At 60.2% G+C, this 21,277-nt stretch carries 22 protein-coding genes; 6 read left to right on the plus strand and 16 right to left on the minus strand.

Going from position 1 to position 21,277, the window contains the following annotated elements:
* Nucleotides 1-39: 39 nt before the first annotated feature.
* Genes LOM8899_RS21095 through LOM8899_RS21120 form a run of 6 tightly spaced genes read right to left on the minus strand, consistent with a single transcriptional unit; the run spans nt 40 to nt 10,317 of the window.
* Complete coding sequence (locus tag LOM8899_RS21095) at nt 40-837, minus strand: peptidylprolyl isomerase (RefSeq protein ID WP_093994233.1); 798 nt, start codon at nt 835-837, stop codon at nt 40-42.
* A gap of 5 nt (nt 838-842) precedes the next feature.
* A complete protein-coding gene (gene narI, locus LOM8899_RS21100) occupies nt 843-1,592 on the minus strand; it encodes a respiratory nitrate reductase subunit gamma (RefSeq protein WP_072779868.1) in 750 nt (249 codons plus the stop codon).
* 12 nt (nt 1,593-1,604) lie between these two features.
* The gene (gene narJ / locus LOM8899_RS21105) at nt 1,605-2,309 is read right to left on the minus strand and encodes a nitrate reductase molybdenum cofactor assembly chaperone (RefSeq protein ID WP_072779869.1); all 705 of its coding nucleotides are present in this window, start codon (nt 2,307-2,309) and stop codon (nt 1,605-1,607) included.
* 1 nt (nt 2,310) lies between these two features.
* Nucleotides 2,311-3,834: a nitrate reductase subunit beta gene (gene narH / locus LOM8899_RS21110; protein WP_093994234.1), complete on the minus strand. Its 1,524-nt coding sequence runs from the start codon at nt 3,832-3,834 to the stop codon at nt 2,311-2,313.
* Entirely contained in the window at nt 3,831-7,571 is a 3,741-nt protein-coding gene (locus tag LOM8899_RS21115; RefSeq protein WP_093994257.1) for a nitrate reductase subunit alpha, read from the minus strand. Before LOM8899_RS21115 ends, narH begins: the two co-directional genes overlap by 4 nt.
* Before the next feature lie 13 nt (nt 7,572-7,584).
* Nucleotides 7,585-10,317, minus strand: coding sequence for a nitrate/nitrite transporter (locus tag LOM8899_RS21120; RefSeq protein ID WP_093994235.1), 2,733 nt, complete (start codon nt 10,315-10,317; stop codon nt 7,585-7,587).
* A 260-nt stretch (nt 10,318-10,577) separates the two neighbouring features.
* On the opposite strand from LOM8899_RS21120, the gene LOM8899_RS21125 reads away from it, so the two are divergent.
* Together LOM8899_RS21125 and LOM8899_RS21130 are read left to right on the plus strand one after the other, a co-directional pair.
* On the plus strand, nt 10,578-11,273 hold the full coding sequence (locus LOM8899_RS21125; protein ID WP_093994236.1) for a cyclic nucleotide-binding domain-containing protein: 696 nt from the start codon (nt 10,578-10,580) through the stop codon (nt 11,271-11,273).
* Nucleotides 11,274-11,283: 10 nt separating this feature from the next.
* Nucleotides 11,284-11,598 (plus strand): carboxymuconolactone decarboxylase family protein, encoded by a 315-nt coding sequence (locus LOM8899_RS21130; RefSeq protein WP_093994237.1) that lies wholly within the window; start codon nt 11,284-11,286, stop codon nt 11,596-11,598.
* Between the two features lie 6 nt (nt 11,599-11,604).
* Here LOM8899_RS21130 and LOM8899_RS21135 read toward each other — a convergent pair whose 3' ends face one another.
* From LOM8899_RS21135 to LOM8899_RS21170, 8 genes are all read right to left on the minus strand, one after another.
* A complete protein-coding gene (locus LOM8899_RS21135) occupies nt 11,605-11,874 on the minus strand; it encodes a DUF6455 family protein (protein WP_211096246.1) in 270 nt (89 codons plus the stop codon).
* On the minus strand, nt 11,871-12,152 hold the full coding sequence (locus LOM8899_RS21140) for a DUF6455 family protein (protein ID WP_133065085.1): 282 nt from the start codon (nt 12,150-12,152) through the stop codon (nt 11,871-11,873). Before LOM8899_RS21140 ends, LOM8899_RS21135 begins: the two co-directional genes overlap by 4 nt.
* A 145-nt stretch (nt 12,153-12,297) precedes the next feature.
* The gene (locus LOM8899_RS21145) at nt 12,298-12,741 is read right to left on the minus strand and encodes a CBS domain-containing protein (RefSeq protein WP_211096247.1); all 444 of its coding nucleotides are present in this window, start codon (nt 12,739-12,741) and stop codon (nt 12,298-12,300) included.
* A 72-nt stretch (nt 12,742-12,813) separates the two neighbouring features.
* Nucleotides 12,814-13,482 (minus strand): NnrU family protein, encoded by a 669-nt coding sequence (locus LOM8899_RS21150; RefSeq protein WP_245820677.1) that lies wholly within the window; start codon nt 13,480-13,482, stop codon nt 12,814-12,816.
* Nucleotides 13,483-13,486: 4 nt separating this feature from the next.
* On the minus strand, nt 13,487-14,698 hold the full coding sequence (locus LOM8899_RS21155) for an NnrS family protein (protein ID WP_093994240.1): 1,212 nt from the start codon (nt 14,696-14,698) through the stop codon (nt 13,487-13,489).
* Nucleotides 14,695-15,390, minus strand: coding sequence for a 5-formyltetrahydrofolate cyclo-ligase (locus LOM8899_RS21160; RefSeq protein ID WP_093994241.1), 696 nt, complete (start codon nt 15,388-15,390; stop codon nt 14,695-14,697). The genes LOM8899_RS21155 and LOM8899_RS21160 overlap by 4 nt, the downstream gene beginning before the upstream one ends.
* 13 nt (nt 15,391-15,403) lie before the next feature.
* Nucleotides 15,404-15,877: a hemerythrin domain-containing protein gene (locus LOM8899_RS21165; RefSeq protein ID WP_093994242.1), complete on the minus strand. Its 474-nt coding sequence runs from the start codon at nt 15,875-15,877 to the stop codon at nt 15,404-15,406.
* A 15-nt stretch (nt 15,878-15,892) separates the two neighbouring features.
* Entirely contained in the window at nt 15,893-16,303 is a 411-nt protein-coding gene (locus LOM8899_RS21170; protein ID WP_093994243.1) for a group III truncated hemoglobin, read from the minus strand.
* Between the two features lie 139 nt (nt 16,304-16,442).
* Between LOM8899_RS21170 and LOM8899_RS21175 the strand changes: the two genes are divergently transcribed.
* The 4 genes from LOM8899_RS21175 (at nt 16,443) to LOM8899_RS21190 (ending at nt 19,140) form a co-directional block, all read left to right on the plus strand.
* The gene (locus LOM8899_RS21175; protein ID WP_093994244.1) at nt 16,443-16,856 is read left to right on the plus strand and encodes an RrF2 family transcriptional regulator; all 414 of its coding nucleotides are present in this window, start codon (nt 16,443-16,445) and stop codon (nt 16,854-16,856) included.
* Between the two features lie 9 nt (nt 16,857-16,865).
* The gene (locus LOM8899_RS21180; protein WP_219929034.1) at nt 16,866-17,162 is read left to right on the plus strand and encodes a DUF6522 family protein; all 297 of its coding nucleotides are present in this window, start codon (nt 16,866-16,868) and stop codon (nt 17,160-17,162) included.
* Nucleotides 17,163-17,351: 189 nt separating this feature from the next.
* Nucleotides 17,352-17,885: a sulfite exporter TauE/SafE family protein gene (locus tag LOM8899_RS21185; protein ID WP_245820679.1), complete on the plus strand. Its 534-nt coding sequence runs from the start codon at nt 17,352-17,354 to the stop codon at nt 17,883-17,885.
* Between the two features lie 211 nt (nt 17,886-18,096).
* Complete coding sequence (locus LOM8899_RS21190) at nt 18,097-19,140, plus strand: PLP-dependent cysteine synthase family protein (protein WP_093994245.1); 1,044 nt, start codon at nt 18,097-18,099, stop codon at nt 19,138-19,140.
* Here the strand turns inward: LOM8899_RS21190 and LOM8899_RS21195 are convergent.
* Both LOM8899_RS21195 and LOM8899_RS21200 read right to left on the minus strand, forming a co-directional pair.
* Nucleotides 19,137-20,372 (minus strand): MFS transporter, encoded by a 1,236-nt coding sequence (locus LOM8899_RS21195; protein WP_093994246.1) that lies wholly within the window; start codon nt 20,370-20,372, stop codon nt 19,137-19,139. The two genes, LOM8899_RS21190 and LOM8899_RS21195, sit on opposite strands and share 4 nt — an antisense overlap.
* A gap of 24 nt (nt 20,373-20,396) precedes the next feature.
* Nucleotides 20,397-21,194, minus strand: a complete 798-nt coding sequence (locus tag LOM8899_RS21200) for a phytanoyl-CoA dioxygenase family protein (protein WP_093994260.1) — start codon at nt 21,192-21,194, stop codon at nt 20,397-20,399.
* Between the last annotated feature and the right edge of the window lie 83 nt (nt 21,195-21,277).

A 21,277-nucleotide genomic window follows, 5' to 3' on the forward strand; every position in this document is an offset into this window, starting at 1 on the left:
CGTCTGTCTCGATCTCGCGCCATCGGTCCTTCCTCCCGTTCAGACCTGCTTCAAATCCGCCCCTTCGATATCTGCGGATTGGACCAACTGGTCGACGAACCGCCGCGCTTCGCGCGCCCATGCGGCCTTTTCGAGCGCCTCCGCAATCCTGGCACGCACCGCAGCCAAGGGGAGAACTTGTCCCAAGGCCAGAGCGTCCATGCGAATGATGTGGTACCCGTGCCGTGTCAGGACCGGTTCGGATGTGACCTCCCCCTCAGCCAGAGTGCGCAGTGCGGCCTCGAATTCCGGGACTGTATCTCCCGGACCCAATTGGCCTAAAGCTCCGCCCGAGGATTTCGACCCACAGTCACTTTCGCGGGCGGCCAGGGCGGCAAATGCTTTCGGATCGTTTGACGCGATGTCCAACAGTTTTTTGGCGCGGTTCAACGCACGGTCTCGGGCTTCCGCGTCTCTTGGATCACAGGCAATGAGAATATGTGACACCTCCCAAAGTGGCGGGGACCGAAAGCGCGAGGGATCCTTGCTCCACTCGGCCTCGATTGCAGCGTCATCGGGGACTCCGACATCGATGGCCTCTTCGAGGAGGCCCCGTATCCGGGCCTCCTCGTCGGTCTCGAAACGGCCCGGCCCCACCTCCTGCGGGTCAGCGGCAATGCCGCGTGATCGGGCTTCCTGCAGAAGCAGCGTTCGGATCGCAACTGCGTTGGCCGCCTTCCGCCAGGCAATTCCGGGCTTGCCCTTTGGGGCGTCCTGGTTCTGCGTTTCTGCGGCGACGAGCGTGTGCGGCACATGCTCGCCGTTCACGATCAGATCGGGAAACATTGCTGCATTCATGATCCCTACTCCGCCGGCGTTGCTTTGGGCGCAGCGCGCTTGGGCAGTGGTTTCTGCCGCCGCGAGCGCACCAATTGGTATCCGGGGCGCAACAGGTACCGGAACGGCGCGGCAAAACCGGACACCATGTGCACCAGCCGGGTGAACGGAAACAGTGCCGTGATGATGAGCCCGAGGAAGATGTGCAGTTTGTAGAGCCAGTGCACGTCAACCACCATGGCCCAGGCGTTCAGGTTCCATGACACGATGCTCTGCGACCAGGTCATGAAACGCACCATCTCTGCGCCATCCATGTGTTGCAGGGTCTGCGTGATGGTCAGAAGGCCGATCACCAGCTGCCACCAGATCAATACCATGATAATGATGTCAGCCCAGCTGGATGTCATCCGGATACGGCTGTCGCCCAAGCGGCGATGCAATAGCATTGTCGCACCGATCAATGCAGCGATGCCCGCAGGGCCGCCAATGAGCACGGCCATCCATTGCTTGACCCAGTACGGCACGCCAATCGCGTCCAGCACCCAGACCGGGGTAAAGAGCCCGACCAGATGCCCGAAGAAGACGGTGATGATGCCGACGTGAAACAGGATCGACCCCCAGATCAGTTGCTTGCGACGCAAAAGCTGGCTCGATGAGCTCTTCCACGTGAATTGATCCCGATCGTAGCGGGCGATCGAGCCGACCACGAGGATGGTCAACGCGGCATAGGGCATTATGCCGAAGATGATGAAATCGATATCGAAATTGGCAAACATGGTGCTTTCTCCCTATTCGGCCGCGTGGTGCGGTGCGGGATTGACGGGTGTGTCCATGCGCGAAAGCATGTCACGAACTTGCGGGCACCCCGCATTCGGGTCTGGGCCGAAAAGCACTTCGCTTTCTTCCCAAACCTCGTCGAGGGCCTCCAGATCGGAAGGATCGTCATCGGGCTGCGCCAGCATCTCGGCCACTGCGCCCTGGTCGGCCTTTGCGCCTGCCAGCTGCAAGAGGCTGGCAAACACAGCACCGTAGTTGCTTTCCCGCCGGCCAAGTCGTGCGTTCAACGCCTCAAAGATATGGGCTGCATCCGCGAGAATGTCCTGTGCTTCCGAGAAGGGACGCGTCGACAGGAATTCCAGCAGGACCGGCAGGTGATCAGGCAGTTCCGATGTATTCGGCTCGAAGCCGCCCGCGCGATAGGTCTCGATCAGAGACACCATCGCCCCGCCCCGGTCCCGGCTTTCGCCGTGGACATGCTCGAAGAGGTTGAGCGACAGGGTCCGCGATCGGTCGAAGAGCAGCACGAACTGTTCTTCGAGGTCATAGATGTCGCGCCCGCCAAGCTCCTCCACCAGCGGGCGCAACGCCCGACGGGCTGCTGCTGTCAAACGCGTGTCCGAGGCCAGAACGGCGCCGATCTCGGGCATGGCATGCTGCAGCTCGCGTGTCGGGTAGCTCAGAATGAGCGAGAGTGCTTTCAAAGTCCGGTCCATATCACATCGCCTCCGTGGGCATCTTGAGGGGCCTTTTGGAACCACCGAAGAGGGAACCCTTGGTTGATCCGCCGCCGCATCCATTGGTGTCGGTAAAGCCGCAGCCGCCACGCAGGTCATAGGCTTCTTCGACCTGCTCGCGGTGCGTGGTCGGGATGACGAACCGGTCTTCGTAATCTGCAAGGGCCATGATTTTATACATGTCCTCGATTACGCGACCGCTCAGGCCGACGCGGGCCGCAATGGCCTCGTCGATCACACCCTCGATGGTCTTGGTCCGCATGTAGGACCGCATGGCCAGCATACGCTCCAGCGCGTGCACCACCGGCTCTTCGTCTCCGGCCGTCAGCATGTTGGCGAGGTATTTCACCGGAATGCGCAGGTTCTTGACGTCGGGCATGCCACCATCGGTCCCGATCGCCCCGGCTTCCGCCGCGTTCTGGATCGGGCTGAGTGGCGGGATGTACCACACCATTGGCAGCGTCCGGTATTCGGGATGCAGCGGGAAGGCGACCTTCCACTCCATTGCCATCTTCCAGATCGGGCTTTCCTGCGCGGCCTTGATCCAATCCTCGGGAATGCCGTCGGCACGGGCCGTCTCAATAACCACCGGGTCTCTGGGGTCGAGGAAGACACCAAGCTGCGCATCATAGAGATCCTGTTCGTTCTCCATGTTGGCCGCATCTTCGATCTTGTCGGCATCATAGAGCATGACGCCGAGGTAGCGGATGCGCCCAACGCAGGTTTCCGAGCAGACAGTCGGGTTGCCGCTTTCGATCCGCGGATAGCACAGGGTGCATTTTTCGGATTTCCCGGATTCCCAGTTGTAGTAGATCTTCTTGTAGGGACAGCCCGAGACGCACATCCGCCAGCCCCGGCACTTCTCCTGGTCAATCAGGACGATGCCGTCCTCCTCGCGCTTGTAGATCGCACCCGATGGACACGAGGACGCGCAGGCCGGGTTAAGGCAGTGTTCGCACAAGCGGGGGAGATACATCATGAAGGTGTTCTCGTATTCCCCGTAAATCTCCTTCTGGATGCCTTCGAAGTTATAGTCCTCGGACCGTTTGGAGAATTCGCCGCCCAGGATTTCTTCCCAGTTCGGACCCTTCTCAATCTTCTCGATACGCTCGCCGGTGATCTTGGAGCGGGGACGTGCCGTCGGAAACGCCTCCATCTCGGGGGCGGATTTCAGATGATCGTAGTCGAAGTCGAACGGCTCATAATAGTCGTCGATTTCCGGCATGGATGGGTTGGCGAAAATGTTGGACAGGATGCGCCACTTGCTGCCCTGCTTAGGCTGCAGTTTGCCTGCCTTGGTCCGTTCCCAGCCGCCTTTCCAGCGCTTCTGGTTTTCCCAGTCCGTCGGATAGCCGGTGCCCGGTTTCGTTTCCACGTTGTTGAACCAGGCGTATTCAACGCCATCCCGGCTCGTCCAGACGTTCTTGCAGGTGACAGAGCAGGTGTGGCACCCGATACATTTGTCGAGGTTCAGCACCATGCCGATTTGTGCGCGGATTCTCATTCTGCTGCCTCCTGTGCAGGCGCTTTCCAGCTCTTTTCGCGGTCGAGCCAGTCAACTTTCTTCATTTTGCGGATGACCACGAGCTCGTCCCGGTTCGAGCCTACGGTGCCGTAGTAGTTGAAGCCGTAGGATTGCTGGGCGTAGCCGCCGATCATATGGGTGGGTTTCAGGACCGTGCGGGTGACCGAATTGTGGATCCCTCCCCGGTGTCCGGTCTTCTCGGACCCCGGTGTGTTCACGATCTTTTCTTGAGCGTGATACATGAAGGTCGTGCCTTCCTTGATCCGTTGGGACACAACCGCTCGAGCGGTCAACGCGCCGTTGGTGTTGTAGACCTCGATCCAGTCGTTATCGACGATACCGGCGGATTTGGCGTCCACTTCGGAGATCCAGACCACCGGCCCGCCCCTGTTCAGCGTCAGCATCAACAGGTTGTCGGTATAGGTGGAGTGGATGCCCCATTTCTGGTGGGGTGTGATGAAGTTCAGCACAAGGGTGTCACCTTCGTCCTGCACCTCCTTGGTGATCGTCTTGAGGTCGATCGGAGGTCGATAGGACATGAGCCCTTCGCCGAAGGCCAACATCCACAGGTGATCCTGGTAGAGCTGTTGCCGTCCTGTCAGTGTCCGCCAGGGGATCAGTTCATGAACGTTGGTATAGCCTGCGTTGTAGCTGACCTTCTCGCTCTCGATCCCTGACCATGTCGGGCTCGAGATGATCTTGCGCGGCTGTGCGGCGATGTCGTGAAAGCGGATCTTCTGGTGATGCTCACCTTCGGCCAGATGCGCGTGTTCGCGACCTGTCGCCTTGCCTAGCGCTTCCCAGGCTTTCACGGCCACGTTGCCATTGGTTTCTGGGGCCAGCATCAGGATGACCTCGCAGGCATCGATCGCACTGTCGATCTTCGGCCGTCCGGCCGCGGCTCCGTCCAACTGCAGGCCGTTCAATGCCGCTAGGTTGTCGATTTCCTCCTCCGTGTTCCAGGTGATCCCCTTGCCGCCGTTGCCCAGCTTGTCGAGCGCGGGTCCAAGCGCCGTGAAACGATCATAGATCGCGGTGTAGTCGCGTTCGACTGCCACGTAAGCCGGCGCCGTCTTGCCAGGGATCAGGTCGCATTCGCCTTTCTTCCAGTCCTTCACCTGGTCCTGTGCAATCTCGGCAGGGGTGTCATGCAGGATCGGGAGAGCGACGATGTCGGTCTCTTTGCCCAGATAGCCCGGCACGATCTCCTGGAACTTCTTGGCGATGGCCTTGAAGATCTCCCAGTCGGATTTGCTTTCATAGGCAGGGTCCACGGCCGCCTGCAGCGGGTGGATGAAGGGGTGCATGTCCGACGTGTTCATGTCGTCCTTTTCGTACCAACTGGCCGTCGGCAGAACGATGTCGGAGTAGACCGCCGTGGTGCTCATCCGGAAGTCGATGGTCACCAGCAGGTCCAGCTTGCCGCGCGGCGCGTCTTCATGCCACTTGGCTTCCTTGGGCAATTGGCGACCGTCTTCGCCCAGGTCCTTGCCCATAACGCCGTGGTCGGTGCCGAGCAGGTGCTTGAGGAAGTATTCATGGCCCTTGCCGGAGGAGCCCAGCAGGTTGGAGCGCCAGACAAACAGGTTGCGTGGCCAGTTGGCGGGGTTGTCCGGGTCCTCGCAGGACATTTCCAGATCGCCCGACTTGAGGTTCTCGGCCACATAAGCCGGGATTTCCTTGCCCGCTTCCTTCGCGGCCTTTGCGACCTCCAGCGGGTTTGTCTTGAGCTGTGGTGCCGAGGGCAACCAGCCCATGCGTTCCGCACGGATGTTGTAATCGATCAGGCTGATGTCCCAATCCCCCTCGGGGGCGGTCGGTGACAATATCTCCGAGGCCTCAAGCGTCTCGTAGCGCCACTGGTCGGTATGGGCATACCACGCGCTGGTCGAGTTCATGTGGCGTGGCGGACGGTTCCAGTCGAGCGCAAAGGCCAGAGGTTGCCAGCCAGTCTGCGGGCGCAGTTTTTCCTGCCCCACGTAATGCGCCCAACCACCACCGGACTGGCCGACGCAGCCGCACATCACCAGCATGTTGATGACACCGCGATAGTTCATGTCCATGTGGAACCAGTGGTTCATCGCGGCCCCGATGATGATCATCGACTTGCCTTGTGTCTTCTCGGCGTTGTCCGCGAATTCCCGAGCGACATGGATGATCTTGTCGGCCGGAACCCCGGTGATCTTTTCCGCCCAGGCAGGGGTGCCGGGCATGTCATCGGCATAGTCCGAGGTGACCCAGTCCCCGCCCAGTCCACGATCCAGACCGTAGTTGGCGCAGAACAGATCGAAAACCGTGGCCACGGAAATCTCGCCATCCGCCGTCTTGATCTTCTTGACGGGGATGTTGCGGGTCAGCACGCTGGGGTGATCGGCGTCGGTCGCAAACTGACCGTACGCCTCCCCGCCAAAGTAGGGGAAATCGACGCCGACCACATCGTCATGGTCTTCGTCCAGAACGAAGGACATCTTCAGGCTGGTGTCCGCCTCATGTGCCTTTTCTTCGAGGTTCCACTCCCCGTCTTCGCCCCAGCGATAGCCGACCGACCCATTGGGGGCGACAAGCCCTTTGGATTGCTCGTCATAGGCGACGGTCTTCCATTCGGGGTTGTTCTCTTCTCCGAGCTTGCCGTCCAGATCGTCGGCCCGCAGGAAGCGGCCCGGGACGAGCTTCCCGTCACGTTCGTCCAGTTTCACCAGCATCGGGAAGTCGGAGTACTTGCGGGTATAGTCCTCGAAATACGCGGCCTGGCGGTCGAGGTGGAACTCGCGCAGGATCACGTGCCCAAAGGCCATGGCCAAGGCTGCATCGGTGCCCTGCTTGGCATTCAGCCAGACATCGCCGAACTTGGCGGCCTCGGAATAGTCGGGGCAGATCACGGCGGACTTGGTGCCCTTGTAGCGCGCCTCGGTGTAGAAATGCGCGTCCGGTGTCCGCGTCTGCGGCACGTTCGAGCCCCAGAGCAGCAGGTAGCCCGCATTGTACCAGTCGGCACTTTCCGGCACGTCCGTCTGCTCGCCCCATGTCATCGGAGAGGCCGGCGGCAGGTCGCAATACCAATCGTAGAAGGACATGCAGACGCCGCCCATCAGGCTCAGGTAGCGCGAGCCGGCGGCGTAGCTGACCATTGACATCGCGGGGATCGGGGAGAAGCCAAACACGCGGTCGGGGCCATAGGTCTTGGCGGTGTAGGCATTGGCAGCCGCCGTGATCTCGGTCGCTTCGTCCCATGTGGCGCGCACGAACCCGCCCTTGCCGCGGGTCTCCACGTAGGAGGCCCGCAGGATCGGATCGGCCTGCAGCTTGGTCCAGGCCTCAATCGGGCTCATGGTTTCGCGCATCTTGCGCCAGACCTTCATCAGCCGTCCGCGGACCAGCGGGTTCTTCACCCGGTTCGCGCTGTAGAGATACCAGCTGTAGCTTGCGCCTCGGGCACAGCCGCGCGGTTCATGGTTGGGGAGGTCGGCCCGCGTGCGCGGATAGTCGGTCTGTTGCGTCTCCCAGGTGACGATGCCGGATTTCACGTAGATCTTCCAGCTGCACGACCCGGTGCAGTTTACCCCATGTGTGGAGCGCACGACCTTATCGTGACGCCAGCGGTTGCGGTATGTGTCTTCCCAGTCGCGGTTCTCGCGGGTGACTTTGCCAAAGCCATCGGAAAACTGTTCAAGGTCCCTGGACTGGAGGAAGTTCAATCTGTCGAGCAGGTGGCTCATCTGGCGTCCTTTCTTATTCAGCAGGTTGCGCAGCGGCACCTGTGCCGCGACCGCGTTCAATGTCATAGAGAAGCCCGCCGGGCCGGGTGTAGTAGACCCAGGTCACGACCAGGCAGATCACGTAGAAGCCGAGGAAGGCCCAGAGCGCGCCATTCGGGGCTCCGGTCATGGCAATCGACGTGCCGTAGAGTTTGGGGATGAAGAAGGCCCCGTAAGCCGCGATCGCCGAGGTAAAGGCGATGATGGCAGCGCTTTCGCGTTCGGCCTGCCTACGGCTTGCCACCGCATCGAGTTCCGGCATCAGGCGCGGGATCTCGCGTCCCATGATCGCGGGGATCATCTGGAAGGTGGAGGCGTTGCCCACGCCGGTCAGGAAGAACAGAGCCATGAAGCAGGCAAAGAAGCCCATGAAGCTGCCGCCCTGCCCGTCCGACGGCAGGAAGGAGATCACCCCGAAGACCGCGACGATCATGCCGGCGAAGGTCCAGAAGGTGACCCGCCCGCCGCCGAAACGGTCGCTGATCCAGCCCGTGCCCGCGCGGCTCAGCGCTCCAACGAGGGGTCCAAGGAACACGTATTGCAATGCATTCACTTCCGGGAACATCAACCGTGTCAGCAGCGGAAACCCGGCCGAGTAGCCGATGAAGCTGCCGAAGGTGCCGGTGTAGAGCACACACATGACCCAGTTGTGGAAGCGGCTGAAGATAATCGCCTGATCGCGGAAGCTGGCCTTGGCGTCGGCAATGTCGTTCATGCCAAGCCAGGCTGCCGCCGTGGCGACGAGGATGAAGGGCACCCAGACAAAGCCTGCGTTCTGCATCCAGAGCTGGCTGCCGTCATCCAGAGTGACTGGCGATCCGCCCATGGCACCGAATACACCGGCGGTGATCACGATCGGCACGAGGAATTGCATGACCGAGACACCGAGGTTGCCGAGACCCGCATTCAGTGCCAGCGCATTGCCCTTCTCCGCTTTCGGGAAGAAATAGGCGATGTTGGCCATGGAGGAGGCAAAGTTGCCGCCACCGAGGCCACACAGAAGTGCCAGGGCGAGGAAGATCAGATAGGGCGTTTCGGGGTTCTGAACGGCATAGCCGATCCCGATGGCCGGTAGCAGCAGCGATGCCGTTGACAGAGTTGTCCAAAGTCTGCCGCCGAAGATCGGCACCATGAAACTGTAGAAGATGCGCAAAGTCGCGCCCGACAGGCCGGGCAGGGCAGCCAGCCAGAACAACTGGGACGAGGTGAAGTCGAACCCGATGGCGGGCAAGCGGGCCACAACCATCGACCAGACCATCCAGACCGAGAAGGCCAGGAGCAGCGCCGGGATCGAGATCCACAGATTGCGGCGGGCGACGGCGCGCCCTTTCTGCTGCCAGAAGTCGGCGTTCTCGGGCTGCCACTCGGTCAGCGTCCGGGGCATGGCCGTTTTCTCGGGTGAGTGGATCTCCTGCATCTCGGGCAGCTCGGGGAGCGCATCGAGTGCGGGACCATGCGCCGCCCGCTCCATCGCGCGCACCGACAGGTGCATCCAGCCGAGTGCAATCGCGACCAGCACAAACAGAAGCGCGAAACAGCTTGTGTAGATCCCCGTCAACTCAAGCAGGGCACCAAAGCCGATCGGCAGGACAAATCCCCCGAGGCCGCCGATCATGCCCACAAGTCCGCCGACCGCGCCGACATGGTGCGGATAGTACACGGGGATGTGCTTGAACACGGCCGCCTTACCGAGGCTCATGAAGAAGCCGAGGACAAAGAGTGTGATGATGAACGGCCAGAGCGCCATCTCGGTGGAGAAGGTGATGGTGCCGTCCTTGCCCTGGATCACGTAATCCGTCGGCGGATAGGACAGCATGAAGAGCAGCACGAGGCTGAACCCGAAGGTCCAGTACATGACCGCGCGGGCGCCGAACTTGTCGGAGAGATGCCCGCCATAGGCGCGGAAGAGCGAGGCTGAGAGGGAGAACGCCGCAGCCGCCATCCCGGCCGCCCTGACATCAAGCCCGTAGACATCAATCAGGTAGTGCGGCATCCAGAGCGCCAGCGCCACGAAGGCGCCGAAGACGAAGAAGTAATAAAGCGAGAAGCGCCAGACCTGGAGGTTCCGGAGCGGCGCGAACTGCTGGGTGAGGCTCGGCGCCTTGACGCCGGATTTACGCCGCGCCACCAGTTCCGGATCGTCCTTGGCGAACAGAAAGAAGATGACGGCCATGACCGCCAGCCCGATCGCCCAGACATGCGCGACGCCCTGCCAGCCGTAAGCCACCATGACGAAGGGGGCGACGAACTTGGTGACCGCGGCTCCCACGTTGCCCGCCCCGAAAATGCCGAGTGCCGTCCCCTGATGGCCCGCATCGTAGAACCGAGACACGTAGGCCACGCCGATGATGAAGGAGCCGCCAGCCAAACCGATACCAAGCGCCGCGACCAGATACATGATGTAGGTTGACGCGAATGTCAGCGCCCATGTGGCCAGCGCCGTCAGCAGCATCTGTGCGGTGAATACCAGACGTCCACCGTATTTCTCGGTCCAGACCCCCAGGAACAGTCGCGAGATCGAGCCAGTCAGGATCGGTGTTGCCACCAACAGGCCGAACTGAGCCTCGTTGAGACCGAGCTCGGCCTTGATGCCGACCCCGATGATCGAAAAAATGGTCCAGACGGCAAAACAGGCTGTGAAGGCGATCGTGCTGAGCGCGAGGGCTCTGTTCTGGTCTGATCTTGGGACGGTTCCGGCACTGTCCATGGCATGTCCTCCTGGCATCTGTACGGCAAGAATGCCCTTTGCGGGCTTGCGGACAGGTGTGGCGGAGGTCGCGTGAACGGTGCTTGATCTGGATCAAGAAAACAGAAAAATACAGCAAAATAAATATGTTATGCAGATTTATCAAGTCGGTGCACGCGGCGATCAAGTTCGGGTCCGGCAAAGGTCATACTGTTGATTGACATTTATCAATTATTGACGAAACATATGTCAAAAAGGGATCGGGAGCCGCGAAGTCTGCAATGCCTGAGTCGTATGAAGAAGACATTCGCGCGCTCGAGCTGTTCGCGGAGATGGAAGAGGCAAATTTTGATGCCCTGATGCGGGGCGCCTATGTGCAGAATTTCCCGCCACGCATCGATCTGATCCATGAAGAAGACCGGCCTGATTTCCTACATGTCGTTCTGACCGGATCCGTCGATCTTTATTCGTCCTGGAACGGCCGCGAGAGTTCGATGGCCACGGTGCGGCCGATCTCGACCTTCATCCTTGCGGCAACCATCAACGACCTTCCCTATCTGATGTCCGCCCGCACATTGGAAAGAAGCCGTATCGTGTTAGTTCCTTCCACGGACGTGCGGCAAATCTTTTCCAAGGACCCCGCCTTCGCACGGGCGATCGTGACTGAATTGGCGCAGTGCTATCGGTCGGTCGTCAAGAACACCAAGGATCTGAAACTGCGCACGTCGCTGGAGCGGCTGGCCAACTACATCCTGCGTCAGCAAACGCTTTCCGGGTCGACCGAGTTCGACCTGACAATGGAGAAAAGGCGTCTGGCTTCCTTTCTCGGCATGACACCGGAAAACCTGAGCCGCGCCTTCAAAGGCCTTGAGCCCTATGGCGTAAAGGTCTCCTCGAACCATATCTCAATCGTCGATCCCGATGACCTTGCCCGGTTCGCAAAGCCCAATCCCCTGATCGATGATCATACAACGTGAGGAGCGTCCAATGACAAAATCCATGCCCGGTGCGGCCGGTGACCTTGCAGAGCAACACCCCGAAATCTGGAGCGCCTATTCCAGCCTCGGCGCAGCCTGCGCAGAGGCGGGTCCGTTGACCGATCGCGAGAAACGGTTGGTGAAACTGGCGCTTGCGATCGGGGCGGCCTCCGAAGGGGCCGTCCACTCGCACAGCCGCCGGGCGAAGACCGAGGGCGTCGAGAATGCGGCGCTCACGCAAGTGGCGCTACTGGCGATCGGCACGCTGGGCCTGCCGCGGGCCGTGGCGGCCAAAACCTGGATCGAGGACGTTCTCGGCGCGTAAAGTGACTTAGCGCGGTCTCAGCCCGTCAAACAGCTGTGCGTTCGGACAGAAGGACGGTGGCGGAGCACCGTGCTCGGCCTTTGCCAACCAAGCCTTGCAGGCCTCGTCATTCCGACAGTTCAGACATCTGATGACGGCTGACTGAAGCTCCGAGTCCCCACACAGCCCGCGTTCAAGGGCCGTCATCGCGCCGGTGATATCAAGCATATCTCCCATCTGGCCCAACCGCGCCTCGCGGACCGCGTAAAAGCTGCCAAGTGCCTCACGAATGGTCATGCGCCCGGTTCCTTTGTGTAGCCGTCTGCCTTCAAACGCAGGATCGTGTTCCGGTTCGGACAGAACGCGGGCGGCGGCACGCCATCCTCCGCTGTCGCAAGCCAGCTTGCGCAGGTGTCGCCGCTCTTGCATTCGTAGCAGTTGATAATGGTGTCGCGAATTTTGTCTTCCACGTCCTTCGGGATACGCCGTTTTGGGAGCGTGACACCCGTGACGTTGAGCATTTTCCGCCTGAGCGCCATGCGTTCTTCGAAGGCACCAATCGTTGTCTCGAACAAGCTTGTTGTCATGGCAGACACACCTCCCCTGTGTTGCACATGCTCACCTTATGCGTAGAATCACTGAATACCTTGATCTGGCGCAATTCGGCTCAAAATGAGACGCGCGGCGTCACCGGTTATCCGGGCACCACAAAAGCGCTCGCTACCCGGATATGTATCGCTCCAGTTGGTCGATCACGAAGCGCTGGTCGCTGATCTTGCTTTTTACCAGATCGCCGATCGAGACAATGCCAATGACCCGGTTCTCACGGATGACCGGCAAATGACGTATCTTCTTTTCCGTCATCAAAGCCAGACCCTGATCGGTTGACTGGCCGGGATCGGCGCAGACAACCGGGGTTGTCATGATGTCCCTGACTTTGGTTTTGGGAGAGGATTTGCCCTTCAGAAAAACCCTTCGTGCGTAATGCCGCTCGGTAATAATCCCGACCAGCATCTCACCATCCAGAACAACAAGCGCCCCGATGTCATGATCGGCCATCGCCTGGATGGCATCAAGAACGGTGGCATCAGGCGTCACACTGAAGACCTCCGTGCCCTTCTCGTCCAGGATTTGCCGAAGCGTTTTCATCGGAAGCGGTTCCATGCATCAACTGCTGCAAGATACTGTAGCCGATCTCGGTGCGCGCGCCTTGATCGGAATCAATCATGGGTTTTCTCAGCCCAGCGGGCTGACACCAAACAACCATGGATGCACCCAGATCAAGCCGACATAAAACGCGACGCCAGCGATCCCGCGGACGATCGCCGCGCCCCAGGAGGTCGGTCTGGCAGTCCCAAGGCTGGATGTCACCTCGGCATGCAGACGGTGCCACGCCACCCCCATGTCACGCTGCCGCCGCCGGTCGACAAGACGCCCGCCGATCGCGGCGAAGATCGCGAAAAATCCGAACAAGAGCACATGCGCCAGATCGCCGTTGGGCACGATATGCGCCAACGCCCAAAGCGACAATGCCAGAAGTATCGGGTGCCGCGTCATCCGAACAATTCCAGCGTGCGTCGGATCAAAGCGGTCGTTATGCGCGCCGCCGAAGGAAAACGGGTTCGGCCGCCCGATGGCGAGCGCCAGGATCACGCAGACGAGCAGCATCGCAGCAAGTGGAACATGCGCCTGCCACGGCGTCCAGTTCCACAGCAGCACGACAGGCGCGCGCCCGGCGGCTCCGATCAGCCACACCAGCGCGGCCAGCGACAAAACAGAATAGGCAATCGTGAACCCGCGTTGGCCCAACCGGGCCTGCAACCACGGCCGTACGGGAGCGCGCAAGGGGAGCGAATGGGTGACCATGAAGCCCACCCAAGCCAATGCAAATTCCAACCAGCCCACTTCCCTAGTCTCCGGGTCGCTTGTCCGGCGGTAATCGCAGCAGCAGAGGCCCATAAATCATGACGAACCCACCGAAGCCCGTGATCCAGCCAAGGCCCGCGATCAGGTGCAGCCAGTCCGCCTCGGACGGCCAGACCCCCGCACCCACCCGAGCCAGAACCGCCACAATCACAGCAAGATAGACACCAACCGTTCCGATCCCGGCCGTCAGCGGCTGGCCCGTATGCCCCAGCGTGGCACGGGTCATCACGGCCAGCGTCATCAGCCCGATCGCCCCGGCCATCCAAATATGCTGTGCCGCTGCCGCCCCGAAGAGGTCCGGCCGGAGAGTTTCCGCGGCGATGGCGAGTGCCCCCAGCGGCACAAAGGCATAGGCGACGTGCAGAACGGCAACCAGCGGCTCGGGTCCCGTGCGATACCCGGCCCACCGCGCCAGACGGAGGGCATGCGCAACCCCCGCCAGAAGAAGCGCGAAGCCCGCGACCCAGTGGACCGGCAAGACGACCCAGATCAAAAGCGCCGCTAGAAGCAGCAGCAGGGCGCCCTTGTCGAGTTTCTGCATCGGCGGTGTCGGCAATTGTCCGTCACCACGTTTGACGAGCCAGTTGCGCGTGAAAGACGGCACAATCCGCCCGCCAATCACGGCGATCATCATCACGCCAGCGCCAAGCCCCAGGCGCAGGCCATAGCCTTGCGCGGCATAGGAGCCAGTCGCGGCCTCCCAATGAAACAGCGCATTGGCAAGCGTGAACGCGGCCAGCATGCCGAGAACGATAAGGTTCTTCCAATTCTTGCCCGCGACAATCTCGCGCGCGATCACAAACCCAAGGGCGACCGGCATCGCGAGGTCGACGACGGCGACCACGAGAGGCGGCAGCAGCAGCGACAGCCCTACGGCAACGCGCCCTGCCACCCAAAGCGCAGCCAGCCCGCCCAACGACCAGCCAACAATCGGCAGACGACCGGTCCAGTTCGGCACCGCCGTCAGCAGAAACCCCGCAACGACGGCCGAGAGATACCCGAACAGGAATTCATGCGCATGCCATGACACCGGATCGAAGGCCGTCGGCACTGTCAGAGCACCAGACAGCATTGGCACCCAAAGCGCCATGATCAGTACGGCCCAGACCCCAGCCCCGAGGAAAAAGGGGCGAAAGCCGAATGTAAGCAGTGCCGGGCCACGCCAGGCGCGCATTTGCTCAGCTGTGCTGCTCATGGTGTTTGTCTCAAAACTTGCGCGCCCTCTTGGGTCAGGATGACGTCCAAGGGAATATCGTGAGGCTGTGGGAAAATCGTTATCAGGCAGGCGGAGTGAAACCCGATACCGATGGTAAAAGGCCGCGGACGCAGCGCGGCCAGCGTTCTGTCGAAATAGCCACCCCCATAGCCAAGTCGGAAGCCTGCGCTGTCCCAGCCCACCAATGGTGCCAGCGTTATGTCGGGTGTCAGTGCGTCTGCCTCGGGCGGCGGGACGGGAATGTTCCAATCCCCCCGCACCATGATTGTGTCGGGGGTCCAGCGGCGAAAGACAAGCGGCGCCGCTTTGTGTTCGACCAATGGCAAAGCAATTGTGACACGTGCCGCGTGCAGATCGGCCATCAGCGGTCGCAGATCGGGCTCTCCCTTGATTGGCCAATACGCCGAGATCACCTTGCCCTGCGCGCCGTCAAAGCGCGTTAACAGCAGCTCTCGCAGATGCCTGGAGACCGCCGCTCCCACGGCTGCACGGTCGCTGACGCTGAGCGCTTGGCGTTCGGCGCGCAGTCGCGCACGTTCCGACGTTCGCCATCGCGCCACGTCCCGCGCCTGTTCGGGATCCACCGCCATCGGATCAAAATAGTCTGGCGCGATCTCGCCCGCGAGGCACGGCGGCGAGGCGAAACGGCTTCCAGTGTCTGTGATCCCCATTTCGCGAGCGCCCTCAAGCCGGCTCGAACTGTGGGAACAAGACATCGTTTTCCAGGCGCATATGCTCCTCCAGGTCGCCGAGGAACCCCGCCAGCCCGGTGTAAAGCGCAGTCCAGGTGCCGCAGACCCCCGCCGGCAAGGTCAAATTGCCGGTCAGACGGCGAATCTCGGCAATTTCGGTGGCGTGATCGTCGTGATCAGCACGCATGACCGCAATCGGGTTTTCGATGCCGGGCATCCCCCCCTTGCGGATGGCGGGGAAGAGGATCAGTTCCTCTTTTTTCATATGCACTTCCATCTCGCCGATCATCCGCTCCAGCAGGGCGGACAAACCCTCCGGCACATCATCATCGCCGAAATGCACCGTTTCGACCCGTTCGGCCATCTGGGCAAGCACGGGAAGCTGTTCGCGGTGCCGCTCATGATAGCGCGTTTCGATGTACCGGGTCAGCTCAGCAGGGTCTTGTGGCGGGCTTGCATCAGGCATTGCAGCATCCTTTCGTCAGCGCAGGTTTGGAACGGTTTTTGAGTTGGCGCGAGCCGTGTCCTCCACGGCCATGTGCAAAGAGTGTGCAATCCGCTCGGCGCGGATCATCACATGCGCGGCACCGGCAGGTGGGCAGGTCTCATAGGCGGTCTCGCGAAACAGGCTCAGCCAACGGTCGAAATGCGTCCGTGTTACCGGCAGATGCGCATGCGCCGGCACCGGTGCACCGTGATACTGCCCTGTCATCAACGCGACGGACGACCAGAAGGCTATCATCCGCGCAAGATGTGGCTCCCAGTCGGTGATGCGGCTTGCGAAGATCGGTCCGAGAACACTGTCTGCGCGAACCTTGCCGTAAAATCGATGTACCAAATCCGTCAGCATCCCTTGATCGAGGCCGATCTTGTCCATGATCGCGCGGGTCATCTCGGGTCGTGCTGATGAAATGCGAGGTTGTTCTGATTGCATGCCGACCATTCTGGCGTCCTGAGGGTTTTTCCGTTGCACCAAGACGTAGACCTGCTAATGGGTATTGTAAATACCTATTCATGTAGTGGAGAGCCCTTTGCGTCTCACATCTTTTACGGATTACGGCCTTCGCATGCTGATGCGCATGGCTGGTGCGCCGGACCGCGCCCACTCCACGGCTGAGATGGCCGATGAGTTCGGTCTGTCCCGCAATCACCTGAGCAAGATCATGCAGCGGTTGTCGGCAGCCGGTGTCGTCGAAACGCGGCGTGGGGGAGGCGGCGGAGCACGGCTTGCCAAACCGGCAAGTGATATCCCGCTCGGGGCGTTGATCAAGCTGCTGGAGGAAGATCAGCCCATGGTCGAATGCTTCTCCACCGGAAATGCCTGCACGCTCGATGGCTCCTGCGGTCTCAAAGCACGGCTGCGTGTGGCCGAGACCGCTTTTCTGGAATCGCTCGACCGCAGCACGCTCGCCGACATCGCATTGCGCCAATCGCAGAGCATATGAGGCAGACAAATGACGACATCAAGTTCCAGGCCGACCACAACGCCGGACGTGATTACCTTTGACGGTAACCGCTTTCTGGTCCCGGCCGAACTGATCGCCACATCGTTTGATTTGGCCCCCGCCGACGTGCCCGACCTGATGCGACAAGGTACGATCACGAGCCGTAGTGAGACCGGGGTGGAGGAGGACGCAGGTCGTTGGCGTATCACGTTCTTTTACAATGGTCGGACGTTGCGTTTAACCGTCGACGCTCAGGGTGAGGTTCTGAAACGTACGCTGTTCGATACCCCCGGGCGCACTGCCTAAGCGACGGAGGGGCAGGCGTGCCCGGCTTTCGCCGTGAGGATCATCCGATAAAGTTTTCGGGCTCGGCTATTGCTCGATACCGCTTGAGAAAACCGCACAAGGCGTTCAGTTGATTGCGCAGCGGGTGTGACCCGCCCCACTTCCCAGCGGTCAATCCGCCCGCGCAATCGCGACAAGGGATGAGATGAATTGGAACTGACGCAGTCGCTCCCATCTCTTTTGGTCGCCAACGGTTTTGTCGTCTTTGCATCCCTTGTCCAGACCTCTACCGGCATGGGGTTTGGCATGATCGCCGCCCCGCTACTTGCATTGATCAGTCTTGATTGCGTGCCAGGCCCGATGCTGTTCGTGAACTTGTTTCTTTCATTGTTGATGTTGGGCGACGGCAGAAGTTTCGTGGTGCGCAAAGAGGTGACACTGCTGCTTCCGACGATCTTTGTGGGCACATTGATTGGTGCGGCAATCATCATGCTATTGCCGGGCGACATTCTGGGTATTGTATTTGCCCTTAAGATCCTTGTGGCTGTTGCAATCACTGTCTTCGCAAAAGCACTTGCGATGACATCAGGCAATCTTGCAATCTGTGGCGTGGCCGTTGGGGTGATGGGGACTGCCACCGGCATTCCCGGGGGGCTCTGGTCGTCCTGTATCAAAACGAACCAATTGAAAAGACACGGCCGACAATGGTGTTGGTCTTTACGTTTTCCTAAATCTCATCTCTGATCGCGCGGAGTGTCGCGGGTGTCTTTTCGTTACATCTGGCATTTCCTGCGCTGCTGATGCTGCCCGGTTTGATCGTGGGGTATGCTAATGAAAAGCGGGATAGAGGCTACATGAGTCGCAACATCGGGCGCTTTGTGATGCTTTTCATTGCGTCCGGCGGGGCCGTATTGCTCTTGCTGAAATCAATCTAGGAAGAGCGCGGGATGATAACATGAGCAAGTGGATCACGGACGCAATCAACAAGATCAACGCGGATGCCCGCCACTCGGCCGATACGCATCTGTTCAAACTCCCGATCCCGCGGCTCGAAGGCGTCGATATCTACCTCAAGGACGAAAGCACCCACCCGACCGGCAGTCTGAAAGACCGGCTGGCGCGATCGCTGTTTTTGTACGCCCTGTGCAACGGCAAAATCACGCAAGGCACAACCGTGGTTGAGGCGTCCTCTGGCAGCACAGCGGTGTCCGAGGCCTACTTTGCCCGCATGATCGGGGTTCCTTTCATTGCGGTCCTGCCCAAAAGCACCGCGCGCAGCAAGATCCGTCTGATCGAGTTCTATGGCGGTCAGACGCATTTCGTGGACAGCGCACCGCAGATGCATGACGCTTCCGTCGCCTTGGCCGAGCAGATCGGCGGCTACTTCATGGATCAGTTCACTTATGCCGAACGGGCAACCGATTGGCGCGGCAACAACAACATCGCCGAAAGCGTGTTCACGCAGATGGCGTATGAACCCCACCCCGTCCCGGCCCATCTGGTGATGAGCGCGGGCACAGGCGGCACTTCGGCCACCTTGGGTCGCTATATCCGCTACAAGGGCTATGATACACAGCTGACAGTCGTGGACCCTGAAAACTCAGTTTTCTATGATGGTTACATGACCGGTGATTGCAATCTGCGGTCAGATAAATCCAGTCGTATCGAAGGGATCGGGCGGCCCAAGGTTGAGCATTCCTTCCAGCCCGGCGTCATTGACGCGATGATCCGGGTGCCCGATGCGGCCAGCATTGCGACGATGCTGTGGCTGGAAAAACTGATCGGGCGCAAGACCGGCTCGTCGACCGGGACAAACCTCTGGGGGGCGTTGCAGATTGCGCAGGATATGCGACAGGCAAAACGAGAGGGCTCCATCGTGACCCTGCTCTGTGACAGTGGAGATCGGTATCTGGATACCTATCACAACCCGGAGTGGGTGCGTGACTGCATTGGCGACTACCAGGATTTCGACGTTGTTCTGGAAGAAACCTACAGCTAAAGCTGGTCCTCTCGCGGGAATACGGTGTGTGATGCCGCCGGTGTTGCCGCGAAGTGTACCTTGTCCTTGATCCGCTGGCGCGTGTCCACAGCGAGCCGGAAAAACGCGAAGATGCCAAACAGGAACAACACCAGACCGATAAAAAGAAACAACCCGCCTTCGGAATTGCCACTCATGAACAGGGACGCCGCTACAGGGCCAATTGTGGCCCCAACGGAAAAGGCGAGGATCAATCCGCCGCTGGTCTCCACCATCAGCGCGTTGGGGACGGCATCATTGGCATGGGATATGCACAAGGCATAGATCGGGATCATGAGCGCGCCGTGCAGTACTGCCAGCATCAGTATCGGTGCCCCGGGCGCGGTCACGTCAAAGCCAATGGCCAATCCTGAAAGCACGGTGCCGCAAGACACTATCCCAATCACAATTCGCCGATCAATCTTGTCTGAAATCCAGCCAAGTGGCCATTGTGACAGCGTGCCGCCCAACACGAAAGCTGCCATCAGCAGTGCGATGTCGCTGGTGATCATGTCCCGCCCTTGCGCAAATACCGGACCCAGCGACCAGAACGCACCTTCAGCCATGCCTGATGAGAAGCAGCCGACAATACCCACCGGAGATACCGCATAGAGCTTGCGAAGGTCCAGCCGCGCCGCTGGAATTGGAGTAGGAGCCGGCGTGGGCGTCAGGCTGATCGGCACAATCGCAAGACAAATCAGGATTGCAACGACCAGAAACAGGGTCGAACCAGCTGTATCAGAGGCGTTCACCAACAACTGTCCAATCATCGTGACGATGTTTGTCACGATAATGTAAACCGACAAGACCCGCCCGCGATTGGCGTTTGAGGACGCGTCGTTCAGCCAGCTCTCGACGACGACATAGATCACGGCGATGCAAATACCGCTGACGATGCGCAAGCCGCCCCAGACCCACGGGTCAACATAAAGCGGAAAGGCCAAAAACGTCGCTGTCAAAAGCGCGGTTAGCCCCGCGAATACACGCACATGGCCAACCGCGCTGATCAGTCTCGGCCCAACGAAACAGCCGATGGTAAAGCCGCCGAAATAGGCCGTGCCCATTACGCCGATCATCGCGGCGGTATAGCCCTCCTGCCCCGCGCGAATGGGCAGCAGGGTCTGGAACAACCCGTTGCCCGCAAACAAAAGGCCTGCACACAGCAGGATCGTCACAATCGCCAGCACGGGCGATTTATGATCTGGCTGTGTCATGAGCACGGGGCCTTTCAGAAGTCGTTAGGTCCGTTGGTAGATCACAGGAAACCAATCTTCGCGCAGCATCTGCCCCGGTGTCATGCCATGGCCCAGAAACGGCGGCGAGGTCGGACCGGGGCGCTCTACATAGCGGGCATCATCCCCAACGAGGCGCAAGGAAAATGCGCGGCGGCGGGACTCTGTGGTGTTGCCGCGCGCGCCATGCAGCGTGCCATAGTTGAAGGCCACCGCATCACCCGGCTCCATCTCCCATTCGCGGATTTCCATGCCTTCGGCATCGGGATCCGGCACCGGCATGTAGTCATCCTCGTTCGGGTAAAAACTGGTCTCTGCGAGCCAACGGGTCGGCAACACGGGCTTTTCCCAGGCATGGCTGCCCGCGACACAGCGCAGGCTTGCGCCCCTGACCGTGTCCATCGGCGACCAGAAGCTGACATTCTGCATTCCGTCGACGAAGTAATATGGGCCGTCCTGATGCCAGGGCGTCGGCTTCGACGTGCCCGGCTCCTTGACCAGCACATGATCATGGAACACCTGAACGCGCTTCGATTGCATCAGGTCGGCGGCCACTTCACCCACGTCGGAGTTGCGGATCACCTCTTCAAATTCGGGAATGCGGGTCCAGTTGCAATAGTCATCGAAGAAACGGCCGCCCTCGCCTTCCTTGAGGTTCTCGGCAGCATAGGGACCGGGTTCTTTCATGTTGCGTTCGATACCGGCGCGGATCGTCTCGACATGATCGGCAAACAGACCCTTGATCAGCACAACGCCATCGCGCTGGAAGGTATCGACATGGTCTTGGGTAAGAAGTGCGTGCATCTTGTGATCCTCCGTATTCGGGGCAGGCATACGCAACAAAAGATTTAACTTCTAATAATATTTTATCATACTAATAATAGCTT

This window comes from Flavimaricola marinus (genome assembly GCF_900184895.1).
In the GTDB taxonomy this organism is placed as follows: Bacteria; Pseudomonadota; Alphaproteobacteria; order Rhodobacterales; family Rhodobacteraceae; genus Flavimaricola; species Flavimaricola marinus.

Excerpts from the sequence above, each read along its gene's own strand:
- LOM8899_RS21095 (WP_093994233.1), bottom strand. The coding sequence starts at position 837 with ATGAATGCAGCAATGTTTCCCGATCTGATCGTGAACGGCGAGCATGTG.
- narI (WP_072779868.1), bottom strand. The coding sequence starts at position 1,592 with ATGTTTGCCAATTTCGATATCGATTTCATCATCTTCGGCATAATGCCC.
- narJ (WP_072779869.1), bottom strand. The coding sequence starts at position 2,309 with ATGGACCGGACTTTGAAAGCACTCTCGCTCATTCTGAGCTACCCGACA.
- narH (WP_093994234.1), bottom strand. The coding sequence starts at position 3,834 with ATGAGAATCCGCGCACAAATCGGCATGGTGCTGAACCTCGACAAATGT.
- LOM8899_RS21115 (WP_093994257.1), bottom strand. The coding sequence starts at position 7,571 with ATGAGCCACCTGCTCGACAGATTGAACTTCCTCCAGTCCAGGGACCTT.
- LOM8899_RS21120 (WP_093994235.1), bottom strand. The coding sequence starts at position 10,317 with ATGGACAGTGCCGGAACCGTCCCAAGATCAGACCAGAACAGAGCCCTC.
- LOM8899_RS21125 (WP_093994236.1), top strand. The coding sequence starts at position 10,578 with ATGCCTGAGTCGTATGAAGAAGACATTCGCGCGCTCGAGCTGTTCGCG.
- LOM8899_RS21130 (WP_093994237.1), top strand. The coding sequence starts at position 11,284 with ATGACAAAATCCATGCCCGGTGCGGCCGGTGACCTTGCAGAGCAACAC.
- LOM8899_RS21135 (WP_211096246.1), bottom strand. The coding sequence starts at position 11,874 with ATGACCATTCGTGAGGCACTTGGCAGCTTTTACGCGGTCCGCGAGGCG.
- LOM8899_RS21145 (WP_211096247.1), bottom strand. The coding sequence starts at position 12,741 with ATGGAACCGCTTCCGATGAAAACGCTTCGGCAAATCCTGGACGAGAAG.
- LOM8899_RS21155 (WP_093994240.1), bottom strand. The coding sequence starts at position 14,698 with ATGAGCAGCACAGCTGAGCAAATGCGCGCCTGGCGTGGCCCGGCACTG.
- LOM8899_RS21160 (WP_093994241.1), bottom strand. The coding sequence starts at position 15,390 with ATGGGGATCACAGACACTGGAAGCCGTTTCGCCTCGCCGCCGTGCCTC.
- LOM8899_RS21165 (WP_093994242.1), bottom strand. The coding sequence starts at position 15,877 with ATGCCTGATGCAAGCCCGCCACAAGACCCTGCTGAGCTGACCCGGTAC.
- LOM8899_RS21170 (WP_093994243.1), bottom strand. The coding sequence starts at position 16,303 with ATGACCCGCGCGATCATGGACAAGATCGGCCTCGATCAAGGGATGCTG.
- LOM8899_RS21180 (WP_219929034.1), top strand. The coding sequence starts at position 16,866 with ATGACGACATCAAGTTCCAGGCCGACCACAACGCCGGACGTGATTACC.
- LOM8899_RS21190 (WP_093994245.1), top strand. The coding sequence starts at position 18,097 with ATGAGCAAGTGGATCACGGACGCAATCAACAAGATCAACGCGGATGCC.
- LOM8899_RS21195 (WP_093994246.1), bottom strand. The coding sequence starts at position 20,372 with ATGACACAGCCAGATCATAAATCGCCCGTGCTGGCGATTGTGACGATC.
- LOM8899_RS21200 (WP_093994260.1), bottom strand. The coding sequence starts at position 21,194 with ATGCACGCACTTCTTACCCAAGACCATGTCGATACCTTCCAGCGCGAT.